This is a genomic window from Superficieibacter sp. 1612_C1 (assembly GCF_015234305.1).
In the GTDB taxonomy this organism is placed as follows: domain Bacteria; phylum Pseudomonadota; class Gammaproteobacteria; order Enterobacterales; family Enterobacteriaceae; genus Superficieibacter.
This window is the reverse complement of the sequence record NZ_JADGMI010000005.1, coordinates 190225-214918: the sequence shown is the minus strand read 5'-3', so window position 1 is coordinate 214918 and position 24694 is coordinate 190225. Positions and strand designations below refer to the sequence as shown.

Sequence of the window (24694 nt, the reverse complement as noted above, 5' to 3'; positions counted from 1 at the left end):
TACCCGGCCTACAGTGTCGTGGATGTAATGCCTGTGGCACGGTGAATTTTATGACTGGCGATGCTGCGTTTATCCGGTCTTTTGTAGGCCCGGTAAGCGCAGCGCCACCGGGCACGCGGTACTGCCTGGCCTGCTGCGGGGCACCCGGTACTATCGGCACCTTATATGTCCGGATCGCCCTGCGTCACCGGCTAAAACAAGTGAGCAATCTGCATGTCTAAATCTGTACAGAGCAACAGCGCGGTGCTGGTGCATTTCACGCTGAAGCTGGAAGATGGCTCTACCGCGGAGTCAACCCGCAACAACGGCAAGCCTGCGCTGTTTCGCCTCGGCGATGCCTCGCTCTCCGAAGGGCTGGAGCAGCATCTGCTTGGCCTGAAGGCCGGGGAGAAAACTGCTTTTTCCCTGGAGCCGGATGCGGCGTTTGGTATTCCCAGCCCGGATCTCATTCAGTACTTTTCGCGCCGTGAGTTTATGGACGCGGGAGAACCTGAGATCGGGGCAATAATGCTCTTCACTGCGATGGATGGCAGCGAAATGCCGGGCGTGATCCGCGAAATTAACGGCGACTCCATCACCGTCGATTTCAACCATCCGCTGGCCGGGCAAACCGTCCATTTTGATATAGAAGTACTGGAAATCGATCCGGTACTGGAGGCATAAGATGCAGATCCTGTTGGCCAACCCGCGTGGCTTCTGCGCCGGGGTAGACCGCGCTATCAGCATTGTTGAGAACGCGCTGGTGATTTACGGCGCGCCGATTTATGTGCGTCATGAAGTGGTGCATAACCGCTACGTGGTCGACAGCCTGCGCGAGCGCGGCGCGATCTTCATTGAGCAAATCAGCGAAGTGCCGGACGGCGCTATTTTAATTTTCTCCGCGCATGGCGTCTCACAGGCGGTGCGTAACGAAGCCAAAAGCCGCGATCTCACCGTCTTTGACGCGACCTGCCCGCTGGTCACCAAAGTGCATATGGAAGTCGCGCGCGCCAGCCGTCGCGGTGAAGAATCCATACTCATCGGCCACGCCGGGCATCCGGAAGTAGAAGGGACGATGGGCCAGTACAGCAACCCGGCCGGGGGCATGTATCTGGTTGAATCGCCGGAAGACGTTGCCACGCTGGACGTCAAAAACGATGGCAAACTGTCGTTTATGACCCAAACCACGCTCTCGGTGGATGATACCTCCGACGTCATCGACGCGCTGCGCGAACGCTTCCCGAAAATCGTTGGCCCGCGTAAAGATGATATCTGCTACGCCACCACCAACCGTCAGGAAGCGGTACGCTCGCTGGCGGAGCAGGCGGATGTCGTGCTGGTCGTCGGCTCGAAAAACTCCTCCAACTCCAACCGCCTGGCAGAGCTGGCGCAACGGATGGGCAAAGCCGCCTATCTGATTGATGATGCTACCGACATCCAGGAAGAGTGGGTGAAAGACGCCGCCTGCGTCGGCGTCACCGCAGGCGCATCTGCCCCGGATATTCTGGTGCAGAACGTGATTGCCCGCTTGCAGGAACTCGGCGGCGGCGAAGCCATCCCGTTGGAAGGACGCGAAGAGAATATCGTCTTTGAAGTCCCGAAAGAGCTGCGCGTGGATGTTCGTGAAGTAGAGTAATTCTGCCGTAACTCAGCCGGACGCCGCCGTTTTAGCGCCGTCCGGCACTTTCCCCCGTAAATGTGATCGCTTCAGCAAAACCGGACGACGCCCGTCAAGGTTAATCGATTAATCTGCTATCATTTCTCCGCTGTTCTCCTTGGGCCGGAGAAAAATATGAATATTTCAATCATCCAGCCGCCGCAGGTGGCGTGGGCCAGCGGCCTGTTCTCTGGCGGGCCACTCATCCGCAAATCGACCTGTATTGGCAATCTGGCAAACGTCTTTGCCGATGAACAAGCGTGGCAGGCGTACCCGCCTCATGAAGTTGTTTATGAGGTGGATATGCTGGATTCCGCTTCTACAGAAGGCGCGTTGTATACCGGCGTGACTCATCTGAACCCCGGAAAAGTCGGCGATGAATACTTTATGACGCGCGGGCACTTCCATGCACGGCGCGAGCAGGGCGAAGTGTATTGTGGCTTGCGAGGAACCGGGTTATTGCTGTTGCAGGATGAGCAGGGCGCGGCGCGCCTTGAGCACGTCTTTCCCGGATCGGTGCATATCATCCCCGGCTTCACCGCCCATCGTCTGATCAATACCGGTAGCGATATTCTCTCCGCGCTGGCCGTCTGGCCGAGCGCGGCAGGGCACGATTACGCCGCGCTGGCGCAGGGATTCTCGGTGCGTGTAGTGGAGGAAGGCGGAGAGGCTCGGGTTAAGGAGATAAACCATGACTGACTATGGTCTGGATATGTCGATCCACGCTCAGCCGCTGGGATTCAGTTACGGTAATGACGTTACCGGGCCGATGCCGGAGATCCGCACCCTCGATCAGATCCGCGCCTCGCTGCGCGATCCTGACTGTGACGGGCCGGATCAGGTCTATGCCATCGCGATGGACGTGGCCCGGCTACAGGATCGTCAGGAGCTGGAAAAACGGATGCTGCTGTTTGGCGTGGTCACCTATGCGGCTGGTCAACTTGGCGATGAACCGATTCGCAGCCAGGGCCACATCCACCGTATCAGCCAGCACAGCGGCTGGTCGCCGCCGGAGCTGTATGAAATCTGGCAGGGTAAGGCCATCATCTATATGCAGGAGTATGTTGAAGACGATCCGGGGCGCTGCTTTGCCGTCCTTGCCGGGCCGGGGGAGAAAGTGCTGGTCCCGCCGGGCTGGGGGCATGCCACAATTTCGGCCAGCCCGGATGAGGCGCTGACCTTCGGCGCATGGTGCGATCGCGAATACGGATTTGAGTATGAGGCGGTGCGGGCGCATAAAGGGCTGGCATGGTATCCGCTGGTGCAGGATAACAATATCATCTGGCAGCATAACGCCCACTATGTACCCGGCCGGCTACAGGTGATCACGCCGCGCAAATACACCGAGTTTGGCATTACGGACGAGCCTGTCTATCAACAATTTATTACCGACCCGGCGCGCTTTCAGTTTATTTCTAAGCCGGAAAAAGCGGCACCGTTGTGGCACCATTTTCATCCCTGATCGATGAAGATATCAGGTTGCAGAGCGTACCCTGCAACCTGAAAATGACTACTCCTCACTATCCGGCAACGTAAACCCGTTATCGGCAATCAGCTGGCGATACCAGTGGGCGCTCTTTTTCAGCCGCGTCTCTTTCGTCTGCGGATTAAACTCAACCAGGCCATACATATTCTTAAACTGATTGCTCGGCGACCACAAATCGATAAACGACCACAGGTGATAACCATGCAGGTTAACGCCTTCTGTCACCGCCCGGTGTACGCAGCGCAAATGCTGCTGCAAAAATTCGATTCGGTAATCGTCCTGAATTTCGCCGTTTGCGCCCCGGAAGTTCCACTCCTTTTCCACGCCCATGCCGTTTTCGCTGATGTAGCATTCGACGTTGCGGTAGTCCTGCTTAATCATCATCAGCGTATCGTATAGCGCCTGCGGATAAATCTCCCAGCCGCGGGAGGTGTTCATTACCCGGCCCGGCATGTCATAGAAATCATAAAAAGCGTTGCGATCCTTTTTTTCGCCCGCTTCAGGCGCGCGTTCTTTCGCTTTTACCCTGGCGGGGAAATAGTAATTTATGCCGAGGACATCAATCGTATTGTTGGCGATGATCTGCAAATCGTCAGGCGTAAACTGCGGCGCAGCGTCGATCTCTGCCAGCGTGGTGAAATAGTTTTCCGCAAAGCGCCCGTGGATCAGCGGATCGAGAAAACAGCGATAGTTTAACAGCGCAAAGGTTTCTGCGGCCCGGATATCTTCCGCGCCCTGGCTGCGGGGATAGACGTGGTTTATGTCGATAACCGAACCGATTTTTTTCTTAAAATGATGCTGTTTGTAACTCTCGACGACGCGAGCGTGCGCCAGCACCATATTGAAAATCACCTGGCTGTGATAGCGAAAATCGACAATATTCGGATAGCAGCGATTATCTAAATATTTAAGGTCGGCATCCACCCGCGGCTCGTTATAGATATGCCAGATATCCACCAGATCGTCGAACAACTCAAAGCACGTATGGCAATACGCCACGAAATCATCAATCACCTCACGATTGCCAAAACCGCCGCGATCTTCAAACAGTACCGGCATATCAAACCAGTACAGCACAACATAAACATCCATACCGCGCTGTTTTAAGTCACGGAAGATGGTCTGGTAGTAGTCTCTCGCCTGCGGATCGACATTCTTGCCGTCAGGCATCAATCTTGCCCACAGGATCGACGTGCGAAAGCTCTGGTGGTTTAATTGGGAGAGATAATCATGATACAGCGGATAACGGTGATACCAGTCTAAGGTCTCATCAGGGCTTTGTTGCTGATAAAAGCGCTCTGGCTGTAACTGGTAATATTTTTCATATACCGTTGCGGCTTTGCCCTCCTGGTCCCAGGCACCTTCGGTTCCCTGCGCCCAAATCGCGCTGCCCCAGGAAAAATGTTTCGGGAATGGGTAAAACATCATTCGCTCCTTCTTATTTAACCGTATTCTGTTTATTAATGATTCTGATAAATGGCAGCCATATAAGTACGCCAATGAATAAATTAAAAGCCTGTAATAACGCGCCCATAATCGAGTTGGTGGCGAGGAAGCCGGATATTAATGGCGGAGTGGTCCAGGGGATCTGTACGCCTGTAGGCCGGGGAACAATACCGAAGCGCATAAAGCAATAAGTGCTGATCACAAAAACCACCATAACCAGCACCCAGGGAATAAGAATAAAAACGTTCAATACTACCGGCAGCCCGAACGCCACCGGTTCTGATATGTTAAATATACCGGCGGGCACGGAAATTTTACCGATCTCGGCCCCCGCAGTGGCTTTCTTCGCAAATAACACCAGCGCGATAACCAGCGAGAAAAATTGCGGCCAGATAAACACCTCCATAAACTGCTGGGTGACGATGTACGGTAGCGGTTCCCCGGCCGCAAACGCCGAGGCATTGGCGGTGGAGGCCACCTGCCAGAGCGGTGACATAATCGCCCCGACCAGACTTTGCCCATGTAACCCCATAAACCAGAACAACTGGACGAAAAGGGCGGCGATCACGGTGGGAATGAGGCCGGTACCGATGTTCACCATCGGCGATTGCAGCACCTCATAAATGAATTTATTCATACTGCCATAGGGCGTGAGCGAGAAGCCAAAGCGAATAAGCGCCATCACCAGGAAGGTGATAATCAACGGCAACAGAAACAAAAATGAGTTTGCCACATTCGGAGGCACCATATCAGGCAGCTTAATCGCCAGATTTTTTGACGTTAGCCAGCGATAGAGCGAACAGGAGAAAAAAGCGGAGAAAATACCGACGAACATGCCGGCAGAACCCAGGTATTGAGTGGGAATGCTTACGCTGGTGGTGCCGTTTTCAGATACCACCGTAAAAGGAATTAAAATCAGAAACGAGCCTAAGACGACAAACAGGGTAAACAGTACTGAAATTTCGTATTCTTTGGCATAAAACCAGGCGATGCAGACGATAAGGTAAAGCGAAATTAATTCTAATGTGATATCCACGATAGGCGAAAGTATTTGTCTGACTAATAAAAGCGTCTCTGCGTTTACCACGGATTCAATAAACGGGAAATACATAATGATCAGTGCAAACGATCCGCCGATGGTAATCGGAATTAAAGAGACCATTGCGTTTTTTAATATGGTTAATGTTTTGTTGCGCGACACCCAGTTTCCTGTCGGGATAAGCCATTTTTCCAGAAATCCCTCTATCTTATTCATGATTATCTCCTGATGTTCAGAATAAAAAATTGGCTGCACAAAGTGATAACAGCAATTCCCGGTGTGGTTTTTATTTGAGTAAAAAGACCTGATTATAAAAAGAGTTATTAACGTACTATTGATCTTATTAATGTATTTCAGCCTCTCTTTTCATTAACCAGAAAGGCTGAAAATGCTTGCGGTTTATCCGCTGAACAGGCCGGTCAGCACGCCAATGGCGGCCAGCACCAGCAGGAGCAACATCGCTTTTACTGGCGATACGCCCCGTTTCGCCATCAAATACCAGGTTCCCAGCACAACGATAAGCGGGAGTAGCTGGGGGAAAATGCCGTCCAGCATTTGCTGAACGTGGATGTTCACCCCCTCTTTGGTAATAAACTCCAGGCCGGTGCCAAGCTTAACGTAGCTGGCCGCCACGCCGCCCATCACAAAGACGCCGAGCAATGATAATGCTTCGCGCAGGCGCGTGGATTTGCTGCTTACCAGCATCTCCACCGAGCCGGAGCCCATTTTGTAGCCTTTCAGAAACAGCAGCCACGAGCCGGGGATAATGATCGCCAGCCAGGCGATAGTATAAAACAGGGGGCCGAGGATGCTGCCGCCCGCCGCCAGCGCCATCCCGATGCTCAACAAAATGGGAATTAACATACCGGGGATCATCGAGTCGCCGATGCCCGCCACCGGGCCCATTAGCCCGACTTTTAACGTGTTAATGGTTTCGCCGTCGATAGGTTCGCCGTTAGCACGTTTCTCCTCCAGCCCTAGCACCATGCCGTTAACGATGGCCCCGAGCTGGGGTTCGGTATTATAAAATGAGGCGTGACGCCGCAGCATCTCCGTGCGCTGCGCCGCGTCCGGATAGAGCTTGCGGGCGACCGGCAGCAGGCTAAGACAAAAACCGAGCGATTGCAGGCGTTCAAAGCTCATTGACGACAGGTTGTGCATCATCCACGCCCGCCAGCAACGGCGCAGATCGCGACGGTTAAGTTTGCGCTCTTCCATCAGAATTCATCCTCATCAGCATCGGCCGCGCGCGGGGCATTAACGCTCTGCGGCGGTTCCGGTTTGTAGTTGTAGTGGATCAGCGCCAGCAGCGCGCCGACAATCACCAGCGCCACCATATTCAGCTTGAGAAAAACAATGCAGACGAAGCCCACAAGGAAGTAGATCAGCAGGGAGTAGCTCTTGATGATCTGCTTAAGCAAGATAGCGATCCCGACGGCAGGCAGGATGCCACCCAGCACGTTCATGGTTGAAAGCACGATTTTCGGCAGGCTTTCCATAAAGCCGCTGATATATTGCGCGCCAAAATAGACGGCAATAAACGTAGGCACAAAGCGCAGCACGAAGTTGGTGGCCTGCGGAAAAATAACGCTGTTGAGGTAAATACCGCGTGCGTTGTCCTGTTCTATCGCTGTGTCCGCACGATGGTTCCAGAAGGAGTTCAGCACCATCATGGCGTTAAACAGAATGGTGCCTGCAATGCCAATCGTCGCCGCCAGCGCGACCGCCACCTCCGGCCCCTGGCCTGAGAGCACGCCCAGTGCAATCGCCGGGTAAGCGACGAAGTTCAGATCGGCGGGCATTGAGCCGCCCGGCGTCACCATCGCGATATACACAGCCTGCACCGCCACGCCAATCATAATGCCGGTTTTCACATCGCCAAGGATCAGGCCAACCAGTAACCCTGAGACCAGCGGACGGGTGATCAGATACCAGCCGCCGGTCAGCCCCAGTAGCCAGGGGCAGCTAAGCGCGCCGAGATAGCAGAGAATGCCGATCAATGTAGCTTCAATAAACATCGTCGCCTCCTTATTTCAGTTTTTGCCGGGCGTCCTGCCACTGATAAGCGCTGGCATCGGGTACCAGGCGGAATTCAACAATGTGCCCGCGCTCGGTCAGCCAGTTAAACGCGGCAATCTCGTCGCCATTGACCGACTGGTTTGGGCCAATGGTAGTGGTGTTGGCACGCGCGCTCATCGGGCCGACGTTAATTTTGCCGTTGGCATTTTTCAGGCTGATCCCGGCCTGCTCAAGGCGCTGTAGCGTGACCGGCGATTTGCCGATCACGAAGTAATTTTTTTCACTGGCGATCACCTTCGGCAATTTTTCGATCGCCGTGGCGGTCGTAAAGAGCCAGACTTTGGTATCCGGAACGGCACCTTTCATCACTGAGGAGAGGAGCGGATCGGCGGCGACGGCGTCATCAATCGCGACGATGCCGTCGCAGGGCAATTCTTTCGCCCAGCGCGTCACCAGCTGTCCGTGAATAACCCGGTCGTCGATGCGAACAAATGAAATACTCATAGCAACTCCTTAAAAATCATCCGGCTGGGCTGATACTGTCAGCACCGCCTGGATCAGCGTAGGGTGAGTCAGCGCGATAAGTTGCCGGGCGGCGGCCTGCACGTCGCAAAAATGGCTCACGTCATCGGTTTGCAGCAGCATAGGGAAGTTAACGCCCGCCACGACCGCCACGGGCGGCGTCGTCTGAGGCGAAAATGCACGCTGGCAGGCGACATTCCACGGCGTGCCGCTTTGCATATCGCACAGCACCAGTACGCCATCCGCGCCTTCGCTGGCATCGGCCAGCACGCGGGAAAACGCCTGTTGAAAACCGTCAATACCCGCCTCTTCCGTGAGCGTCACCGCCCGCACGTTGGGTAGCTCGCCATACACCATCCGGCTGCTCTCCAGCAGGGCCAACGCCAGCGGCCCATGCGTGGCGACAATAAAATGGATCATGATTACCCCCTTACCCAGGCTTTGATCGTCGCCAGTTGCTGACCCTGACCTTTCCCCCACGGCGAAATGCGGTACTCGCCCACGCTCGCCGGGATGATGAACGTTTCGGCGTAGCGCACAATAAAGGGTTCAAAAGCGCCGGAGGGGCTTTCCACCCGCGCTTCCTCACCCTCCACCAGATTGAGCACGTTCACGCCGCCGTGGGTATGGTGCAGGACGGGGGCGGTAAACCAGTGACGGCGGGTTTCAATAAATTCACGCTCATGCAGGCCGGTACGCTCTTCGCGCCAGCCGTCGCCTTCCGCCAGCGGTTCGATACGGTTGACCAGGTTTTGCATCACCCAGTCGGTATTGCGCTGCCAGTCAATCACCTGCTCGCCGTGGTTCAGATGCACCGGACGGGGCAGGCCGTCCATTCCCAGGCGGCCCCAGTCCCACAGCTTGAAGGTAAAAATATACGGCGTAGCGCTGATCTCCAGCACCATTGTTCCCGCGCCGGAGCAGTGCACCGTGCCTGCCGGGATCAGAAAGTGATCGTGCTTGTGGGCCGGGATCGCGTTAACAAAACGGTCATCGTCAAAGGATTTTTCGCCGCGTTGCGCCGCATGCAGATCCGCCAGCATCGCCTGCGGCTGCGTTCCGGTTTTGGTGCCCAGATACACGGTTGCGCCGGGTTCCGCATCCAGAATGTAGTAGCTCTCATCCTGGGTATAGTGCATGCCAAACTGCTGCTGAATGTACTCCGTCAGGGGATGCACCTGGAAACTCAGGTTCTGACCGCCGATGGTGTCGAGAAAATCAAAGCGGATCGGAAACTCCGCGCCGAAACGAGCATGGACTTTCTCCCCCAGCAGTGGGCGGGGGTAGAGCAGTACCAGATCCTGAGAGGGGATCTCGATCCGCACATTGCCAAAACGTAGCAGCAGGCTGTTTTCCTCGGGCACGCAATCAAAACACCATGCGTAGTTCGGCGCTGAGGGATCGAGATCGAATCTTTCTTTCATCCACTGGCCGCCCCACACGCCGGGATCGAAGAACGGCATAACGCGGAAGGGCCGCCGGGTCGTTTGTTCCAGCCCCGCGCGCAGCGCCTCGCCGCTAACCATCGCGGGGGCATCGGCGACGGTCGTATCCAGCAGATAATCCATGCGTTTGAGCAGCGGCGTTTTATGCCGATCAAAAACGCGCCATTCGACGAAGAAGGCGCGTTTGTAACGCCTGAGCATCTCTTCATCGCTATTTTCCGCGCCCCAGTTGCCCAGTTCGCCGCTGCGCATGCGCTGCTGGATTTCCCAGCGCGGCATATCGGCGTAGATCAGCACGTCGCCAGGATGGACCAGCGATGCGCCAGGCCCGTAGACGATCACCAGCCCGCTCTGGATCTTCTCAACCTGTAGACGCAAGGCGTTCAGCTGCGCATCATCGAAAAATTCGTGAAGCTGATGGCAGGAGAGAACGCCAAAGACCCGGTCATCCGTCAGATTACGGGCCAGAAGATGATGCAGCGCCTGCGTATTTTTTCGTGCGGTCTCACTATTGATCGTCAGCGCAGCGTTGAAATCCGCCAACAGCTGTGATTGCAGCTCATTAAGCCGTACACCGGGGTAACAATCGATAACTAACACCGTGCGGGCCGCGCCGGAAAGCCGCGCCTTCAGCACCGCCATAATCGATTCCCAGCCGCGCCAGGCCTGATTGTGATATCCCGTAACGGCCACCTCCGGGAATCTGTCATACCGGGTTTTGTTCATGTTATCTCTCCATAATGACTACGCTAAGATTAATCGATTAACCTCATATGAAAAGAGTGGTTAACGCGATTAACCCGTCATTTATGGCAGGTCAGGGCGATCTGCGGTGGGATATGTGAATCGAGTCACAAAGAATCAGGCATTAAAAAGGTTATTCGATTAATCTATTATAAAAAGAGGGAGGAGATGATGACCACAATTACGCTGGCGGAGGTTGCAAAGCGCGCCGGGGTCTCTACGGCGACGGTATCCATGGTGTTACGTAACCGGGGACGCATTTCGCAGGCGACGCGTGAACGGGTGCTGAAAGCGCTGGATGAGTCCGGATACGTCTATAACCAGACCGCCGCCAACTTACGTAACCGCAGCAGCAACCAGGTCGGATTATTGCTGCATGATATTACCAACCCGTTTTATGGCGAAATGACGGCGGGATTAAGTCATGAAATGGAACGCCATGAGCTGTTGCTGTTTCTGGCGAACAGTGAAGAGTCCTGCGAGCGGCAGCAAAAGTTTGTCGATTCATTAATGCGCAATAACGCCTGCGGTATGGTGCTCTGCGCGGCACGCGAGACACCCCGTGCCTTTTTCGAGGCGTTAAAACGCCGCAATATTCCGGCCATTATGGTGGTGCGTCCGCCGGACGATCCGGGTTTTGACTTTGTAGGTACAGATAATTTTCTGGGAACGCAAATGGCGACCGCGCATCTGTTGAAACTGGGGCACCGACATATTGCCTTTATCGGCGGCAGCCAGCGCTCCAGGACGCGCGCGCAGCGCATCGGCGGCTTTACCAGTAAGCTGCTGGAAAATGGCATTGCGCCAAAAGCGGAATGGCTGGTTACCGCAGAGGCCAGCCAAAGCGACGGTTCACGGGTAGCGGAGACGCTGTTTAACCAGTATCCGCAAATTACCGCCGCGGTGTGTTATCAGGATATCGTCGCGCTGGGCGTCATGCAGGCGCTGCGTAAACTGGGGCGGGAGCCGGGACGCGACTTTGCGCTGGTGGGATTTGATGATATCAGCGAGGCGGCGCTGGTGCAGCCAGCGCTAACCACCGTATCGGTCGCCGCGAAAGAGATTGGCCGTAAGGCCGGAGAGCTGTTGTTTAGCCGCATCCAGGGCAATGATGAACCGCCTAAAAGCATCATTCTGCCTCCGGCATTAGTGGTGCGCGAGTCGTGCGGCTTTCGTTAACTATGTCTTTTACTGATACTGGCGTCGCTTTAACATAAATTTCTTATTATCGCTGTTTTCGGCTGGCAGCTTTTCGTCGGGCTGGTTAACCTGAGAACGTTTTGTAATCATTTTTTAACATAAGAGTAAGACTATGCATGATGCACAAATCCGCGTCGCCATCGCGGGCGCGGGCGGGCGTATGGGACGCCAGCTGATTCAGGCGGCTCTGGCAATGGACGGCGTGGCGCTGGGCGCGGCCCTTGAGCGGGAAGGTTCTTCTCTCATTGGCAGCGACGCGGGCGAACTGGCTGGCGCGGGAAACGCGGGCGTCGCCGTGCAAAGCCGCCTTGAAAGCGTTAAAGATGACTTTGACGTTTTTATTGATTTCACCCGTCCGGAAGGGACGCTGGCGCATCTGGCGTTTTGCCGCGAACACGGTAAAAGCATGGTGATCGGCACGACTGGTTTTGATGAGGCCGGTAAACAGGCGATCCGCGAGGCCGCCGAGGATATCGGGATTGTCTTTGCCGCCAACTTTAGCGTCGGCGTTAACGTCATGCTGAAGCTGCTGGAGAAAGCGGCGAAAGTGATGGGCGACTATACCGACATTGAAATTATTGAAGCCCACCATCGGCATAAAGTCGATGCGCCGTCAGGCACCGCGCTGGCTATGGGCGAAGCGATTGCTCAGGCGCTGGACAAAGATCTTAAGGATTGTGCCGTCTATAGCCGGGAAGGGCATACCGGCGAACGCGTGCCGGGCACCATTGGTTTTGCCACCGTGCGGGCTGGCGATATCGTTGGTGAGCATACGGCGATGTTTGCCGACATCGGCGAGCGCGTGGAAATTACTCACAAGGCGTCAAGCCGGATGACCTTCGCCAACGGTGCGGTGAGATCGGCTTTATGGCTTAAAAGTAAGGGTAACGGCCTTTTTGATATGCGAGATGTGCTTGATTTACACAGCCTGTAGGCATTTATTACCCATCGTGATGTGGTTATTGTAATCTCAATCTATTGATTACAAAGGGCAATATTTTATTGCCCTATTATTTTACCTTAATTTCGTGAATTATTGTCTGTAATGACGATAATTATGCTTTTTATGCGCTTTTAAAATCCTTTTCCGCTAAATTATCTTCTTCTCCGCTTGTTTTTTGCCCTTCAGTAATTTTTTATCAGCTATCTGCTGGCGCAAGCGTTTTCGTTGGCATTGCAGCAGGGGTTTTTGCGGGAAAAAGCCCCTATTCTTCATGGGTGGCGCAAAAGAATAATATAAATCGTGCTTTGAGTTGACTTTGAGACGACTTATCTGCAAAATGCCGCCGTTTGCCAGAAATCCACCGGTAAACGAAATTTGCATTGATTCACGCCATATTTATGAATTAATATGCAAATAAAGTGAGTGAATATTCTCTGGAGGGTGTTTTGATTAAGTCAGCGCTATTGGTTCTGGAAGACGGAACCCAGTTTCACGGTCGGGCCATCGGGGCAACGGGTTCGGCGGTTGGGGAAGTCGTTTTCAATACTTCAATGACCGGTTATCAAGAAATCCTCACTGATCCTTCCTACTCCCGCCAAATCGTCACTCTAACTTATCCCCATATCGGTAATGTCGGCACCAATGAAGCTGATGAAGAATCCTCTCAGGTCCATGCACAAGGACTTATCATTCGCGACCTGCCGCTGATAGCCAGCAACTACCGCAACACCGAAGACCTCTCTTCTTATCTCAAACGCCATAACATTGTCGCCATTGCCGATATCGATACCCGTAAGTTGACCCGTCTGCTGCGTGAGAAAGGCGCGCAGAACGGCTGCATCATCGCCGGAGATAACCCGGATGCGGCGTTAGCGCTGGAAAAAGCGAAAGCGTTTCCCGGCCTGAACGGCATGGACCTGGCAAAAGAAGTGACGACAGCGGAAACCTATAGCTGGACGCAGGGCAGCTGGACGCTGGCAGGTGAACTGCCGGAAGCGAAAGCCGAAGAAGAACTGCCATTCCACGTCGTTGCCTATGACTACGGTGCGAAGCGCAACATTCTGCGTATGCTGGTGGATCGCGGCTGCCGCCTGACCATCGTTCCGGCGCAGACCTCTGCCGAAGAGGTGCTGAAGATGAACCCGGACGGCATTTTTCTCTCCAACGGCCCCGGCGACCCGGCACCGTGCGACTATGCCATCACCGCAATCCAGAAATTCCTTGAGACCGACATTCCGGTCTTCGGCATCTGCCTCGGCCATCAGCTGCTGGCGCTGGCCAGCGGCGCAAAAACCGTGAAGATGAAGTTCGGCCACCACGGCGGCAACCATCCGGTAAAAGATATCGACAACAACACCGTGATGATCACCGCGCAGAACCACGGCTTTGCGGTTGACGAAGCGACCATGCCCGCCACGTTGCGCGTGACGCATAAATCGCTGTTCGACGGCACCTTGCAGGGCATTCACCGTACCGACAAACCAGCGTTCAGTTTCCAGGGGCATCCGGAAGCCAGCCCCGGCCCGCACGATGCCGCGCCGCTGTTCGACCATTTCATTGCGTTAATCGAGCTTTACCGTCAGTCCGCGAAATAATCAGGAGTTAAGAGAGCCATGCCAAAACGTACAGACATAAAAAGTATCCTGATTCTGGGCGCTGGCCCGATTGTTATCGGCCAGGCGTGTGAATTCGACTACTCCGGCGCGCAGGCGTGTAAAGCGCTGCGCGAAGAGGGCTACCGCGTCATTCTGGTGAACTCCAACCCGGCCACCATCATGACCGACCCGGAAATGGCCGATGCGACCTATATCGAGCCGATCCACTGGGAAGTGGTGCGTAAAATCATCGAAAAAGAGCGCCCGGACGCAGTGCTTCCGACCATGGGCGGTCAGACGGCGCTGAACTGTGCGCTGGAGCTGGAGCGCCAGGGCGTGCTCGACGAGTTCGGCGTCACCATGATTGGTGCCACCGCGGACGCGATTGATAAAGCCGAAGACCGTCGCCGTTTCGACGTGGCGATGAAAAAAATCGGCCTGGATACCGCGCGTTCCGGTATCGCGCACAACATGGAAGAGGCGCTGGCCGTAGCCGCCGACGTTGGCTATCCGTGCATTATCCGCCCCTCCTTTACTATGGGCGGCACCGGCGGCGGTATCGCTTATAACCGCGAAGAGTTTGAAGAGATCTGCGCCCGCGGGCTGGATCTCTCGCCGACCAACGAACTGCTGATTGATGAATCGCTGATTGGCTGGAAAGAGTACGAGATGGAAGTGGTGCGCGATAAGAACGACAACTGCATCATTGTCTGCTCCATCGAAAACTTCGATGCGATGGGCATCCATACCGGCGACTCCATCACCGTTGCCCCGGCACAGACCCTGACCGATAAAGAGTATCAAATCATGCGTAACGCCTCGATGGCGGTGCTGCGTGAAATCGGCGTTGAAACCGGCGGCTCTAACGTCCAGTTCTCGGTCAACCCGAAAGATGGTCGTCTGATTGTTATCGAAATGAACCCGCGTGTTTCCCGCTCCTCGGCGCTGGCTTCGAAAGCGACCGGCTTCCCGATTGCCAAAGTGGCGGCGAAACTGGCGGTAGGTTATACCCTTGACGAGCTGATGAACGACATCACCGGCGGCCGTACCCCGGCCTCGTTTGAGCCGTCCATTGATTATGTCGTCACCAAAATTCCCCGCTTTAACTTTGAAAAATTCGTCGGCGCGAATGACCGCCTGACCACCCAGATGAAATCGGTCGGCGAAGTGATGGCGATTGGCCGCACCCAGCAGGAGTCGCTGCAAAAAGCGCTACGCGGTCTGGAAGTGGGCGCGACTGGCTTTGATCCGAAAGTGAATCTTGACGACGCCGATGCGCTGACCAAAATCCGCCGCGAGCTGAAAGATGCCGGTGCCGAGCGTATCTGGTACATCGCCGATGCCTTCCGTGCCGGGCTATCCGTTGATGGCGTTTTCAACCTGACCAATATCGACCGCTGGTTCCTGGTGCAGATTGAAGAGCTGGTGCGTCTGGAAGAGAAAGTGGCTGAAGTTGGCATTAACGGCCTCGATGCTGATTTCCTGCGCCAGTTGAAACGCAAAGGGTTTGCCGACGCGCGTCTGGCTCAGCTGGCGGGCGTGCGCGAAGCGGAAGTACGCAAACTGCGCGACCAGTACAACCTGCATCCGGTCTACAAACGTGTCGATACCTGCGCGGCGGAGTTCGCCACCGATACCGCGTACATGTACTCCACCTATGAAGAGGAATGCGAAGCCAACCCGTCCGTTGACCGCGATAAAATCATGGTCCTCGGCGGCGGTCCGAACCGTATCGGCCAGGGCATCGAATTCGATTACTGCTGCGTTCACGCCTCGCTGGCGCTGCGCGAAGACGGCTACGAGACCATTATGGTCAACTGTAACCCGGAAACCGTTTCTACCGACTACGACACCTCCGACCGTCTGTACTTCGAGCCGGTTACCCTGGAAGACGTGCTGGAAATCGTGCGCATCGAGAAACCAAAAGGCGTTATCGTCCAGTACGGCGGCCAGACACCGCTGAAACTGGCGCGCGCACTGGAAGCCGCTGGCGTACCGGTTATCGGTACCAGCCCGGATGCCATCGACCGCGCAGAAGATCGCGAACGCTTCCAGCAGGCGGTTGACCGCCTGAAGCTGAAACAGCCTGCGAACGCCACCGTGACCGCGATTGAAATGGCTGTCGAAAAAGCTAAAGAGATTGGCTACCCGCTGGTGGTGCGCCCGTCCTACGTACTCGGCGGTCGGGCGATGGAGATCGTCTACGACGAAATCGACCTGCGTCGCTACTTCCAGACCGCCGTCAGCGTCTCTAACGATGCGCCGGTGCTGCTGGATCGCTTCCTTGACGATGCGGTAGAAGTGGATGTGGACGCCATCTGCGACGGTGAAATCGTGCTGATTGGCGGCATCATGGAGCATATCGAACAGGCGGGCGTCCACTCCGGCGACTCTGCCTGCTCGCTGCCGGCTTACACCCTGAGCCAGGAAATTCAGGACGTGATGCGTCAGCAGGTGCAGAAGCTGGCCTTTGAATTGCAGGTTCGTGGTCTGATGAACGTGCAATTTGCCGTTAAAGATAACGAAGTCTACCTGATTGAAGTTAACCCGCGTGCAGCGCGTACCGTCCCGTTCGTCTCCAAAGCCACCGGCGTACCGCTGGCGAAAGTGGCGGCGCGGGTGATGGCGGGCAGAACGCTGACCGAACAGGGCGTGACCAAAGAGATCATCCCGCCCTATTTCTCGGTGAAAGAGGTGGTGCTGCCGTTCAACAAATTCCCGGGCGTTGACCCGCTGTTGGGGCCAGAAATGCGCTCTACCGGAGAAGTGATGGGCGTCGGGCGCACCTTCGCCGAAGCCTTTGCCAAAGCGCAACTGGGCAGCAATTCGACCATGAAGAAAAAAGGGCGTGCGCTGCTCTCGGTTCGTGAGGGTGATAAAGAGCGGGTGGTGGATCTGGCCGCGAAGCTGCTTAAGCAGGGCTTTGAGCTGGATGCGACTCACGGTACAGCGGTGGTGCTCGGTGAAGCCGGGATCAACCCCCGTCTGGTCAACAAGGTGCATGAAGGCCGTCCGCACATTCAGGACCGTATCAAGAATGGCGAATACACCTACATCATCAACACCACCGCAGGGCGTCAGGCGATTGAAGACTCCAAACTGATCCGCCGCAGCGCGCTGCAATATAAAGTGCATTATGACACCACGCTGAATGGCGGTTTTGCTACCGCGATGGCGCTGAATGCGGATGCCACTGAGAAGGTGACGTCAGTGCAGGAAATGCACGCGCAGATTCAGAAGTAAAAATCAGGCATTAACAAAAAGCCAGCGCAAGCTGGCTTCAGACTGCTGACAAAATAGGTTGTCAGGGGAAACACCGGGATTGGGTTCCCGGAGGGAGGCCCAACCCGGTGGTCGCCCCGTGTTCCACGGACGGTTTGTCATCAACTCAAGCCAGCGAAAGCTGGCTTTTTTGTCTCTGTTGACCCCCTATATTTAATAGCCAATTTGTTTTTCACAACGGCAGGGGCATCCTTTACCATTAAAAACGTTTGTTTAATAAATCCAAATTTCACGTTGAAGGAGAAACGCGTGTTAAAAAGAATATTACTTCTGGGTGCCTGCATTACATTGACCGCCTGCTTTGGGGACAGTAAAGAATTCCTCATTGATAATCCCACGGAGAAACCATTAGCTATTTCGATTGATAATGAAAAAATAACCATTCCGGCAAAAGAAACGCAAAATATTAAACTGGAGGCCGGACAACATACCCTGTCGCTGGAAAATGGCGAAAGCGTTAAGTTCAGCGTCTTTGACGCGTGGCCCCGCTCGGGCGTTAGCGGGCTTATCAACCCGACCCGCACTCGTTATGTTTACGTGGTACAAAAATACCTGGCGGAAGGTGTACAGCCCACGAATGAAAATAGCGATGTCCATACCCTGACTATCGATGGTCAAACCGTCACCGGGCCGTTCAACGATCTGGGTAGCGAGCTGTTTATTGATAACTTCGAGCATAGCTGGGAGCTAAACCCGACCGAGGCGTTCCCGGAGTCGATGTCTTCTACTTCCAAAGACAATTACAAAACCAAAATCTTCCGGGTCGAGGATTTCAAGCATTACTACACCAATGAATTCTCTCCGGCCACCGATTACACTCAAGACATGCGTATCACCGAGTCGCGTTATCAGCAGCCTGAAATAACCGCGCATTTCAGCTCTCCTGAGCTACAGCAAAATCTGGACGACGCCACGAAAATCTACACCGCGTTTATTCATGCAGACTCGGCGAGCGATCAAAAGGATTTACTGAAGGAGTTTGAAAAACAGAATCGCGAGAAATGGCGCAATCCTAAAACGGGCGGCGAAGAGACGACGACGTATTATGAGATCATGAGCAACATAAACCACACCATGATGAGCTCGATTCTTGAGTTGAAAAAATAGCCCCAGCCGGTCAGGCATCTGTCAGCCCGGATGCCTGACTTCAGAACCTTCTGTATTTCCATCCGCTTTTAGTAATTTAGCCTAAAATAATCAGGTAAGTAATTAAATCCAACTGAAAGCAAGGGAGTACACCATGCGCAATAACTTACTCATCTCTTCGATTTTTGCTGCCGCAGCCCTGTTTACCGTCGCTGGTTGTACTTCCAACCAGGCGGTTAAAACCACCGATGGCAAAACCATCGTGACGGATGGTAAGCCGGAAGTAGACAGCGATACCGGTCTGGTTTCTTATGAAAATGCCGAAACTGGCAAAACAGAGCAGATTAACCGCGATCAGGTTAAAGGGATGAACGAGCTCGATAACTGATGAATCAAAACAAAAAGCCCCGGCCGGTGAAGACTGTGTCGGGGCTTTTTGCTTTATTGCCCCCGCAGAGCGGCGCTGAAGAGGGGGAACCCGTTGCAGATGCCCCGCAAAATAGAAATTTTTCTCATTCTTTACCCTGGCACCAGTCGACGAAAGATTAGGCTTTACGTATAGTGGCGACATTTTTTAGTATCCAGGAAAACTTCAATGATCAGTCTGATTGCGGCGTTAGCGGTAGATCGCGTCATCGGTATGGAAAACGCCATGCCCTGGGATCTACCGGCAGATCTCGCCTGGTTTAAACGTAACACCTTAAACAAGCCGGTCGTCATGGGTCGCCTGACCTGGGAATCCATTGGCCGTCCGCTACCGGGGCGTAAAAATATCGTGATCAGCAGCCAGCCCGGCTCTGACGATCGCGTGCAGTGGGTGAAGTCGGTTGATGAAGCGATTGCTGCCTGCGGCGATGCTGAAGAGATTATGGTGATCGGTGGCGGACGCGTGTACGAGCAGTTCCTCCCCAAAGCCAATAAACTCTACCTGACGCATATTGATGCCGAAGTGGAAGGGGACACACACTTCCCGGACTACGAGCCGGATGAGTGGGAATCGGTGTTCAGCGAATTTCACGATGCGGACGCGCAGAACTCGCACAGCTACTGTTTTGAGATTCTGGAGCGGCGTTAATGATTATCCTCCCGGCGATATCCTGTCGCCGGGAGAATGTACACATACCGTATGGAGAAGGGTATGAATACATTTTATCAGCTAAAAATTACGCTTAATAATATTGAGCCTGTCATCTGGCGGCGGTTTGTGGTGCCCGCCAACCTGACCCTTGATCGGCTGCATGATGTAGTCCAGATTGTGATGGGGTGGGAAGATAGCCATCTGCATCACTTCAAATTCAAGAAGCAAATATTTACCGAGTCTCCTGAATCAATAAAAGAAGAGAACGAAGCTGGCGTTCGTTTGAATACGCTGCTGAAAAGCCGGGGCAATAAACTGGCTTATCTCTATGATTTCAGTGACGGCTGGGAGCATGAAATTGTTCTCGAAGATAAAAATTATTTTTATGACGAGATGCTCACGCCTTTTGAATGTATCGAAGGGCTAATGGCCTGTCCGCCCGAGGATTGCGGTGGATCGACTGGCTATATGCGTATTTTGCGTGCCGTTTTCGATCCGCAAAATAATGAGGAGGACTATGAATTTTTCCTCGAGATGACCGGCCTGACTGATGTTCACGAGACTGACGTTCAGTCATTAGTATTCCAGTATGATCCTGGTGCCGTTAATGCGGTATTAGCCTTATATGCCCGCTGGTCACGGGATCGTGAGCTGCCTCTGGTTGATGATTATTGAGTCGCATAGCTTATTGATATTGATTATTTTGTCGGCCGGGTAAGGCGAAGCCGCCACCCGGCAAAACGGCGCATTCAACAGGAAAACAGGTTTGCCATCAACCTCGTTATTTCCTTTACTATACTTTTACGACGCCACTGCCTCGCCTTCCCCTAAATCCATCTGACGGTTCGACGGCTGGATAAAATAGTGCTTATCTTCCCAGCGCAGGCAGGTTAAATCCCCGCCCCAGCAGCAGCCGGTATCCAGCGCGTAAATGCCTTCCGGCGCGCCTTTGCCTTCCAGCGACGCCCAGTGACCAAAGGCAATGCTGTACGCCTCGGATACCGGTCCGGGTATAGCGAACCACGGCTTCAGCGGCGCAGGGGCGTTTTCCGGGGCTTCTTTCGCGTACATATCCAGCTGGCCGTTCGGGAAACAGTAGCGCATCCGGGTAAAGGCGTTGGTAATAAAACGCAGACGCGCCAGACCCGTCAGCTCGGGCGACCAGTTATTCGGCATATCGCCATACATCGCGTCGAGGAAGAAAGGGTAAGAGTCGCTGGCGAGTACCGCTTCGACATCGCGCGCGCAGGCGATGGCGGTCGGCAGATCCCACTGCGGCGTGATGCCCGCATGCGCCATCACCAGTTTTTTCTCTTCATCCACCTGGAGCAGCGGCTGACGGCGCAGCCAGTTAATCAGCTCGTCGGCATCCGGCGCTTCCAGCAATGGGGTAATACGATCTTTTGGCTTATTGCGGCTGATGCCAGCAAACACCGCCAGAAGATGCAGATCGTGATTGCCCAGCACCATGCGCACGCTGTCGCCAAGCGACTTGACGTAACGCAGCACTTCCAGCGAACCGGGGCCGCGGGCCACCAGATCGCCGGTTAGCCACAGGGTGTCTTGCTCAGGGGTGAATTCCACCTGGTTTAAGAGTGCGATCAGTTCATCGTAGCAACCATGAACATCGCCAATAAGATATGTCGACATAGTTTTAATGGATCAGAGTTGGAACTGCCAGACGGAAAACGGGTATATCGATGGTGAAAGCGTTGCCATCTTCATCGATCATGTCATAGTGGCCCTGCATCGTGCCGAGCGGCGTTTCAAGTACGGCACCGCTGGTGTATTGATATTCACTGCCTGGCGCGATGTGGGGCTGTACGCCAACCACACCTTCACCCTGTACTTCGGTTTCGCGGCCGTTAGCGTTGGTAATCAACCAGTAACGGCCCAAAAGCTGAACCGGATGTCGCCCCAGATTACGAATAATTACCGTATAGGCAAAAACGTAACGCTCATCGTCCGCAGAGGATTGCGATTCAATGTAGACGCTCTGGACCTGTACGCAAATTCGGGGCGAGTCGATCATGGTTTAGCTCTCCTTTGGTGGCGCGTTATCCACCAGATAATTGGCCAGCTTACAGTATTGTGCAACCGAGATATTCTCTGCGCGCATCGCCGGATCGATACCCAACTCCGTCAGTACCTCAACGCTAAACACATTGCCGAGACTGTTACGGATGGTTTTACGCCGCTGGTTAAAGGCTTCGGTGGTAATACGGCTCAGCACGCGAATTTCTTTTACCGGGTGCGGCATGACGGCATGCGGCACCAGACGTACCACAGCGGAATCCACTTTTGGCGCAGGCGTAAATGCCGTTGGCGGCACTTCCAGCACCGGGATCACCTGGCAGTAATATTGTGCCATGACGCTTAATCGACCATACGCTTTACTGTTTGGCCCTGCAACCAGTCGATTAACCACTTCTTTTTGCAGCATGAAGTGCATGTCGGCGATGGCATTAGTATAGGTAAACAGGTGGAACATCAGCGGGGTAGAGATATTGTACGGCAGGTTGCCAAACACGCGTAGCGGCTGACCCAGCTCCTGCGACAGCTCGCCGAAGTTCATGGTCATCGCATCCTGCTGGTAAATCGTCAGCTTCGGCCCGAGGAACGGGTGCGTTTGCAAACGGGCAGCCAGATCGCGATCCAGCTCGATCACCGTCATTTTATCAAGACGTTCGCCGACAGGCTCGGTCAATGCGGCAAGGCCCGGGCCGATTTCGACCATCGCCTGACCTTTTTGCGGATTAATGGCCGCGACAATGCTGTCGATCACGAACTGATCGTTGAGGAAGTTCTGCCCGAAGCGTTTACGGGCTAAGTGGCCCTGATGGACTCGATTATTCATTTAGTATTAACAATCATTTTGATGGCGAGGTTAAGCGCCGTAATAAAACTGCCGACATCCGCTTTCCCCTGGCCCGCCAGTTCCAGCGCGGTACCGTGGTCAACGGAAGTACGAATAAAGGGCAAGCCGAGGGTGATATTTACGCCCCGACCAAAGCCCTGATATTTTAGCACGGGGAGGCCCTGATCGTGGTACATCGCCAGCACGGCGTCTGCACGATCGAGGTATTTCGGCTGAAATAACGTGTCGGCGGGCAGCGGCCCGCTCAGATTCATGCCTTTGGCACGCATCTCTTCCAGCACCGGGATCAGGATGTCGATCTCTTCGCTGCCCATATGGCCGCCTTCACCCGCATGAGGATTCAGGCCGCACACCAGCACATGCGAATCTTTAATACCGAACTTGCTCTGAAGGTCGCCATGCAGAATGGTAATGACCTCGCGCAGCAAATCCGGGGTGATCGCATCAGCAACGTCGCGTAGCGGCAAATGCGTCGTCGCCACCGCCACGCGCATTACTTCCGTCGCCAGCATCATCACCACTTTTTCTGCCTGCGCACGCGCTTCAAAAAACTCGGTATGCCCGGTGAAAGGAATACCTGCGTCGTTGATCACCCCTTTATGCACGGGACCGGTGATCAGCGCGGCAAACTCATCGCTCAGGCAGCCATCGCAGGCGCGGGCCAGCGTTTCTACCACGTAGTGCCCGTTTTCCACGCTGAGTTGACCCGCGATGACAGACGCACGGAGCGCAACGGGTAGCAGCGTCAACGTTCCCGCACGCTGCGGTTGCGCCGGTTGTGAGTCACTATAGGGCCGTAGAGAAAGCGGAAGACCGAGCATCGCTGCCCGGTCTATCAGGAGGGTTGCATCGGCGCAAACAACCAGTTCTACCGGCCAGTCGCGCTGTGCAAGCTGGACCACCAGGTCCGGGCCAATCCCGGCAGGTTCGCCGGGAGTGATCACCACACGGTGAGGATACGCCATTATTCGCTCAGAATTTTAACGTAGGCCGTCGCACGCTGTTCCTGCATCCAGGTTGCCGCTTCTTCAGACATTTTCCGGTTCATCAACATACGGTAAGCTTTGTCTTTCTGGGCTGCGTCGGTTTTATCAACCTGGCGCGTATCCAGCATTTCGATCAGATGCCAGCCGAAGGAGGAGTGCACCGGGGCGCTCATCTGGCCCTTGTTGAGTTTCATCAGCGCATCGCGGAACGCCGGATCGTACATATTTGGCGTTGCCCAACCCAGATCGCCACCCTGGTTTGCCGAGCCTGGATCCTGAGAGAACTCTTTCGCCGCGTTAGCAAACGTGGTTTTACCGCTCTTAATGTCCGCGGCAATTTGTTCCAGCTTCAGGCGCGCCTGATCGTCAGTCATGATCGGTGACGGTTTCAGCAGGATATGACGGGCATGGGCTTCAGTCACAGAGATGTTCTGATTCTGACCGCGCATATCGTTAATTTTCAGGATATGGAAGCCGACGCCCGAGCGGATTGGGCCGATGATGTCGCCTTTTTTCGCCGTGCTCAGCGCCTGCGCGAAGAGTCCAGGCAGTTCCTGAATACGGCCCCAGCCCATTTGCCCGCCCTGCAACGCTTGCTGATCGGCAGAGTAGCTGATAGCCAGTTTGCCGAAGTCAGCGCCGTTACGGGCCTGCTCAATAATGGAGTTTGCCTGTTGCTGTGCTTCGCTGACCTGCTCGGAAGATGGATTTTCCGGCAGCGGCAGCAGAATGTGGCTCAGGTTAAGCTCGGTGCTGGCGTCGTTCTGGTTGCCGATTTGCTTCGCCAGGGAATCCACTTCCTGCGGCAGTACAGTAACGCGACGACGCACTTCGTTGTTACGCACTTCAGAGATGGTCATCTCTTTGCGGATCTGGCTGCGATAGGTGCTGTAATCCAGCCCATCGTAAGCCAGACGGCTGCGCATCTGATCCAGCGTCATGTTGTTCTGTTTAGCAATGTTAGCAATGGCCTCATCGAGCTGCTGATCGGAGATTTTCACTCCCATCTTCTGTCCCATTTGCAGGATGATCTGATCCATGATCAAGCGTTCGAGGATTTGGTGACGCAGCGTGGCGTCGTCCGGCAGCTGTTGCCCGGCCTGGCCCGCGTTCATTTTTACCGACTGCATCAGGCCATCAACGTCGCTTTCAAGAACGACGCCGTTATTGACGACGGCTGCTACTTTATCGACAACCTGCGGGGCAGCGAACCCTGAATTCACCACCAGTGCGAGGGCGAAAGCAGGAAGCAGCGTTTTCCAGTTCTTCATACATTTTCCATTTCAATTAACCGCAATGCGGATTACGT

Annotated in this window: 25 protein-coding genes; 12 read left to right on the top strand and 13 right to left on the bottom strand. The window is 54.5% G+C overall.

Translation table 11 applies throughout. From position 1 onward, the window contains the following. Positions 1–213 precede the first annotated feature (213 nt). The 4 genes from fkpB (at position 214) to INT84_RS17770 (ending at position 3098) form a co-directional block, all read left to right on the top strand. A complete protein-coding gene (gene fkpB / locus INT84_RS17785; protein ID WP_176918359.1) occupies positions 214–663 on the top strand; it encodes an FKBP-type peptidyl-prolyl cis-trans isomerase in 450 nt (149 codons plus the stop codon). Between the two features lies 1 nt (position 664). Continuing rightward, positions 665–1615, top strand: coding sequence for a 4-hydroxy-3-methylbut-2-enyl diphosphate reductase (ispH, locus tag INT84_RS17780; protein WP_194207863.1), 951 nt, complete (start codon positions 665–667; stop codon positions 1613–1615). A 156-nt stretch (positions 1616–1771) separates the two neighbouring features. After that, entirely contained in the window at positions 1772–2335 is a 564-nt protein-coding gene (locus tag INT84_RS17775) for a glucose-6-phosphate isomerase family protein (RefSeq protein ID WP_194207862.1), read from the top strand. After that, on the top strand, positions 2328–3098 hold the full coding sequence (locus tag INT84_RS17770) for a glucose-6-phosphate isomerase family protein (RefSeq protein WP_176918356.1): 771 nt from the start codon (positions 2328–2330) through the stop codon (positions 3096–3098). Before INT84_RS17775 ends, INT84_RS17770 begins: the two co-directional genes overlap by 8 nt. Before the next feature lie 48 nt (positions 3099–3146). Here INT84_RS17770 and INT84_RS17765 read toward each other — a convergent pair whose 3' ends face one another. The 7 genes from INT84_RS17765 to INT84_RS17735 form a co-directional block, all read right to left on the bottom strand. Next, positions 3147–4550, bottom strand: a complete 1404-nt coding sequence (locus tag INT84_RS17765; protein WP_228066334.1) for a glycoside hydrolase family 1 protein — start codon at positions 4548–4550, stop codon at positions 3147–3149. 10 nt (positions 4551–4560) lie between these two features. Then, complete coding sequence (locus INT84_RS17760; RefSeq protein ID WP_194207861.1) at positions 4561–5823, bottom strand: PTS sugar transporter subunit IIC; 1263 nt, start codon at positions 5821–5823, stop codon at positions 4561–4563. 183 nt (positions 5824–6006) lie between these two features. Next, the gene (locus INT84_RS17755) at positions 6007–6825 is read right to left on the bottom strand and encodes a PTS system mannose/fructose/sorbose family transporter subunit IID (protein ID WP_176918353.1); all 819 of its coding nucleotides are present in this window, start codon (positions 6823–6825) and stop codon (positions 6007–6009) included. Next, positions 6825–7625: a PTS sugar transporter subunit IIC gene (locus tag INT84_RS17750; RefSeq protein WP_194207860.1), complete on the bottom strand. Its 801-nt coding sequence runs from the start codon at positions 7623–7625 to the stop codon at positions 6825–6827. Before INT84_RS17750 ends, INT84_RS17755 begins: the two co-directional genes overlap by 1 nt. A 10-nt stretch (positions 7626–7635) precedes the next feature. After that, complete coding sequence (locus tag INT84_RS17745; RefSeq protein WP_194207859.1) at positions 7636–8130, bottom strand: PTS sugar transporter subunit IIB; 495 nt, start codon at positions 8128–8130, stop codon at positions 7636–7638. A gap of 9 nt (positions 8131–8139) precedes the next feature. Next, the gene (locus tag INT84_RS17740; RefSeq protein WP_194207858.1) at positions 8140–8568 is read right to left on the bottom strand and encodes a PTS sugar transporter subunit IIA; all 429 of its coding nucleotides are present in this window, start codon (positions 8566–8568) and stop codon (positions 8140–8142) included. Positions 8569–8570: 2 nt separating this feature from the next. Beyond that, positions 8571–10319 carry a class I mannose-6-phosphate isomerase gene (locus INT84_RS17735; protein ID WP_194207857.1) on the bottom strand — a complete coding sequence of 583 codons (1749 nt, stop codon included), beginning with the start codon at positions 10317–10319 and terminating at the stop codon, positions 8571–8573. 162 nt (positions 10320–10481) lie between these two features. Here INT84_RS17735 and INT84_RS17730 point away from each other — a divergent pair, with 162 nt between their 5' ends. Both INT84_RS17730 and dapB read left to right on the top strand, forming a co-directional pair. Further along, positions 10482–11516: a LacI family DNA-binding transcriptional regulator gene (locus tag INT84_RS17730; RefSeq protein ID WP_370529686.1), complete on the top strand. Its 1035-nt coding sequence runs from the start codon at positions 10482–10484 to the stop codon at positions 11514–11516. A gap of 133 nt (positions 11517–11649) precedes the next feature. After that, positions 11650–12471, top strand: coding sequence for a 4-hydroxy-tetrahydrodipicolinate reductase (dapB, locus tag INT84_RS17725; protein ID WP_194207855.1), 822 nt, complete (start codon positions 11650–11652; stop codon positions 12469–12471). A 156-nt stretch (positions 12472–12627) separates the two neighbouring features. Here the strand turns inward: dapB and INT84_RS17720 are convergent, their stop codons facing one another. Continuing rightward, complete coding sequence (locus INT84_RS17720) at positions 12628–12861, bottom strand: hypothetical protein (RefSeq protein ID WP_194207854.1); 234 nt, start codon at positions 12859–12861, stop codon at positions 12628–12630. A 65-nt stretch (positions 12862–12926) separates the two neighbouring features. Between INT84_RS17720 and carA the strand changes: the two genes are divergently transcribed. From carA to INT84_RS17690, 6 genes are all read left to right on the top strand, one after another. Continuing rightward, the gene (gene carA / locus INT84_RS17715; RefSeq protein ID WP_176918346.1) at positions 12927–14075 is read left to right on the top strand and encodes a glutamine-hydrolyzing carbamoyl-phosphate synthase small subunit; all 1149 of its coding nucleotides are present in this window, start codon (positions 12927–12929) and stop codon (positions 14073–14075) included. Between the two features lie 18 nt (positions 14076–14093). After that, positions 14094–17318, top strand: a complete 3225-nt coding sequence (gene carB / locus INT84_RS17710; RefSeq protein ID WP_194207853.1) for a carbamoyl-phosphate synthase large subunit — start codon at positions 14094–14096, stop codon at positions 17316–17318. Positions 17319–17606: 288 nt separating this feature from the next. After that, positions 17607–18464: a hypothetical protein gene (locus INT84_RS17705; protein ID WP_194207852.1), complete on the top strand. Its 858-nt coding sequence runs from the start codon at positions 17607–17609 to the stop codon at positions 18462–18464. Positions 18465–18597: 133 nt separating this feature from the next. Beyond that, entirely contained in the window at positions 18598–18831 is a 234-nt protein-coding gene (locus INT84_RS17700; protein ID WP_194207851.1) for a YgdI/YgdR family lipoprotein, read from the top strand. A 207-nt stretch (positions 18832–19038) separates the two neighbouring features. Next, positions 19039–19518, top strand: a complete 480-nt coding sequence (gene folA / locus INT84_RS17695) for a type 3 dihydrofolate reductase (RefSeq protein ID WP_176918342.1) — start codon at positions 19039–19041, stop codon at positions 19516–19518. Positions 19519–19581: 63 nt separating this feature from the next. Further along, the gene (locus tag INT84_RS17690; protein ID WP_194207850.1) at positions 19582–20196 is read left to right on the top strand and encodes a plasmid pRiA4b ORF-3 family protein; all 615 of its coding nucleotides are present in this window, start codon (positions 19582–19584) and stop codon (positions 20194–20196) included. A gap of 126 nt (positions 20197–20322) precedes the next feature. Here INT84_RS17690 and apaH read toward each other — a convergent pair whose 3' ends face one another. From apaH to surA, 5 genes are read right to left on the bottom strand one after another with little or no spacing between them, the layout of a single operon-like run. Next, the gene (apaH, locus tag INT84_RS17685) at positions 20323–21171 is read right to left on the bottom strand and encodes a bis(5'-nucleosyl)-tetraphosphatase (symmetrical) ApaH (RefSeq protein ID WP_194207849.1); all 849 of its coding nucleotides are present in this window, start codon (positions 21169–21171) and stop codon (positions 20323–20325) included. A 4-nt stretch (positions 21172–21175) separates the two neighbouring features. Further along, positions 21176–21553: a Co2+/Mg2+ efflux protein ApaG gene (apaG, locus tag INT84_RS17680; protein WP_176918339.1), complete on the bottom strand. Its 378-nt coding sequence runs from the start codon at positions 21551–21553 to the stop codon at positions 21176–21178. A 3-nt stretch (positions 21554–21556) separates the two neighbouring features. Continuing rightward, positions 21557–22378, bottom strand: a complete 822-nt coding sequence (gene rsmA / locus INT84_RS17675) for a 16S rRNA (adenine(1518)-N(6)/adenine(1519)-N(6))-dimethyltransferase RsmA (protein ID WP_176918338.1) — start codon at positions 22376–22378, stop codon at positions 21557–21559. After that, positions 22375–23364, bottom strand: coding sequence for a 4-hydroxythreonine-4-phosphate dehydrogenase PdxA (gene pdxA, locus INT84_RS17670; protein WP_194207848.1), 990 nt, complete (start codon positions 23362–23364; stop codon positions 22375–22377). Before pdxA ends, rsmA begins: the two co-directional genes overlap by 4 nt. Then, positions 23364–24656 (bottom strand): peptidylprolyl isomerase SurA, encoded by a 1293-nt coding sequence (gene surA / locus INT84_RS17665; RefSeq protein WP_194207847.1) that lies wholly within the window; start codon positions 24654–24656, stop codon positions 23364–23366. Before surA ends, pdxA begins: the two co-directional genes overlap by 1 nt. Positions 24657–24694 lie beyond the last annotated feature (38 nt).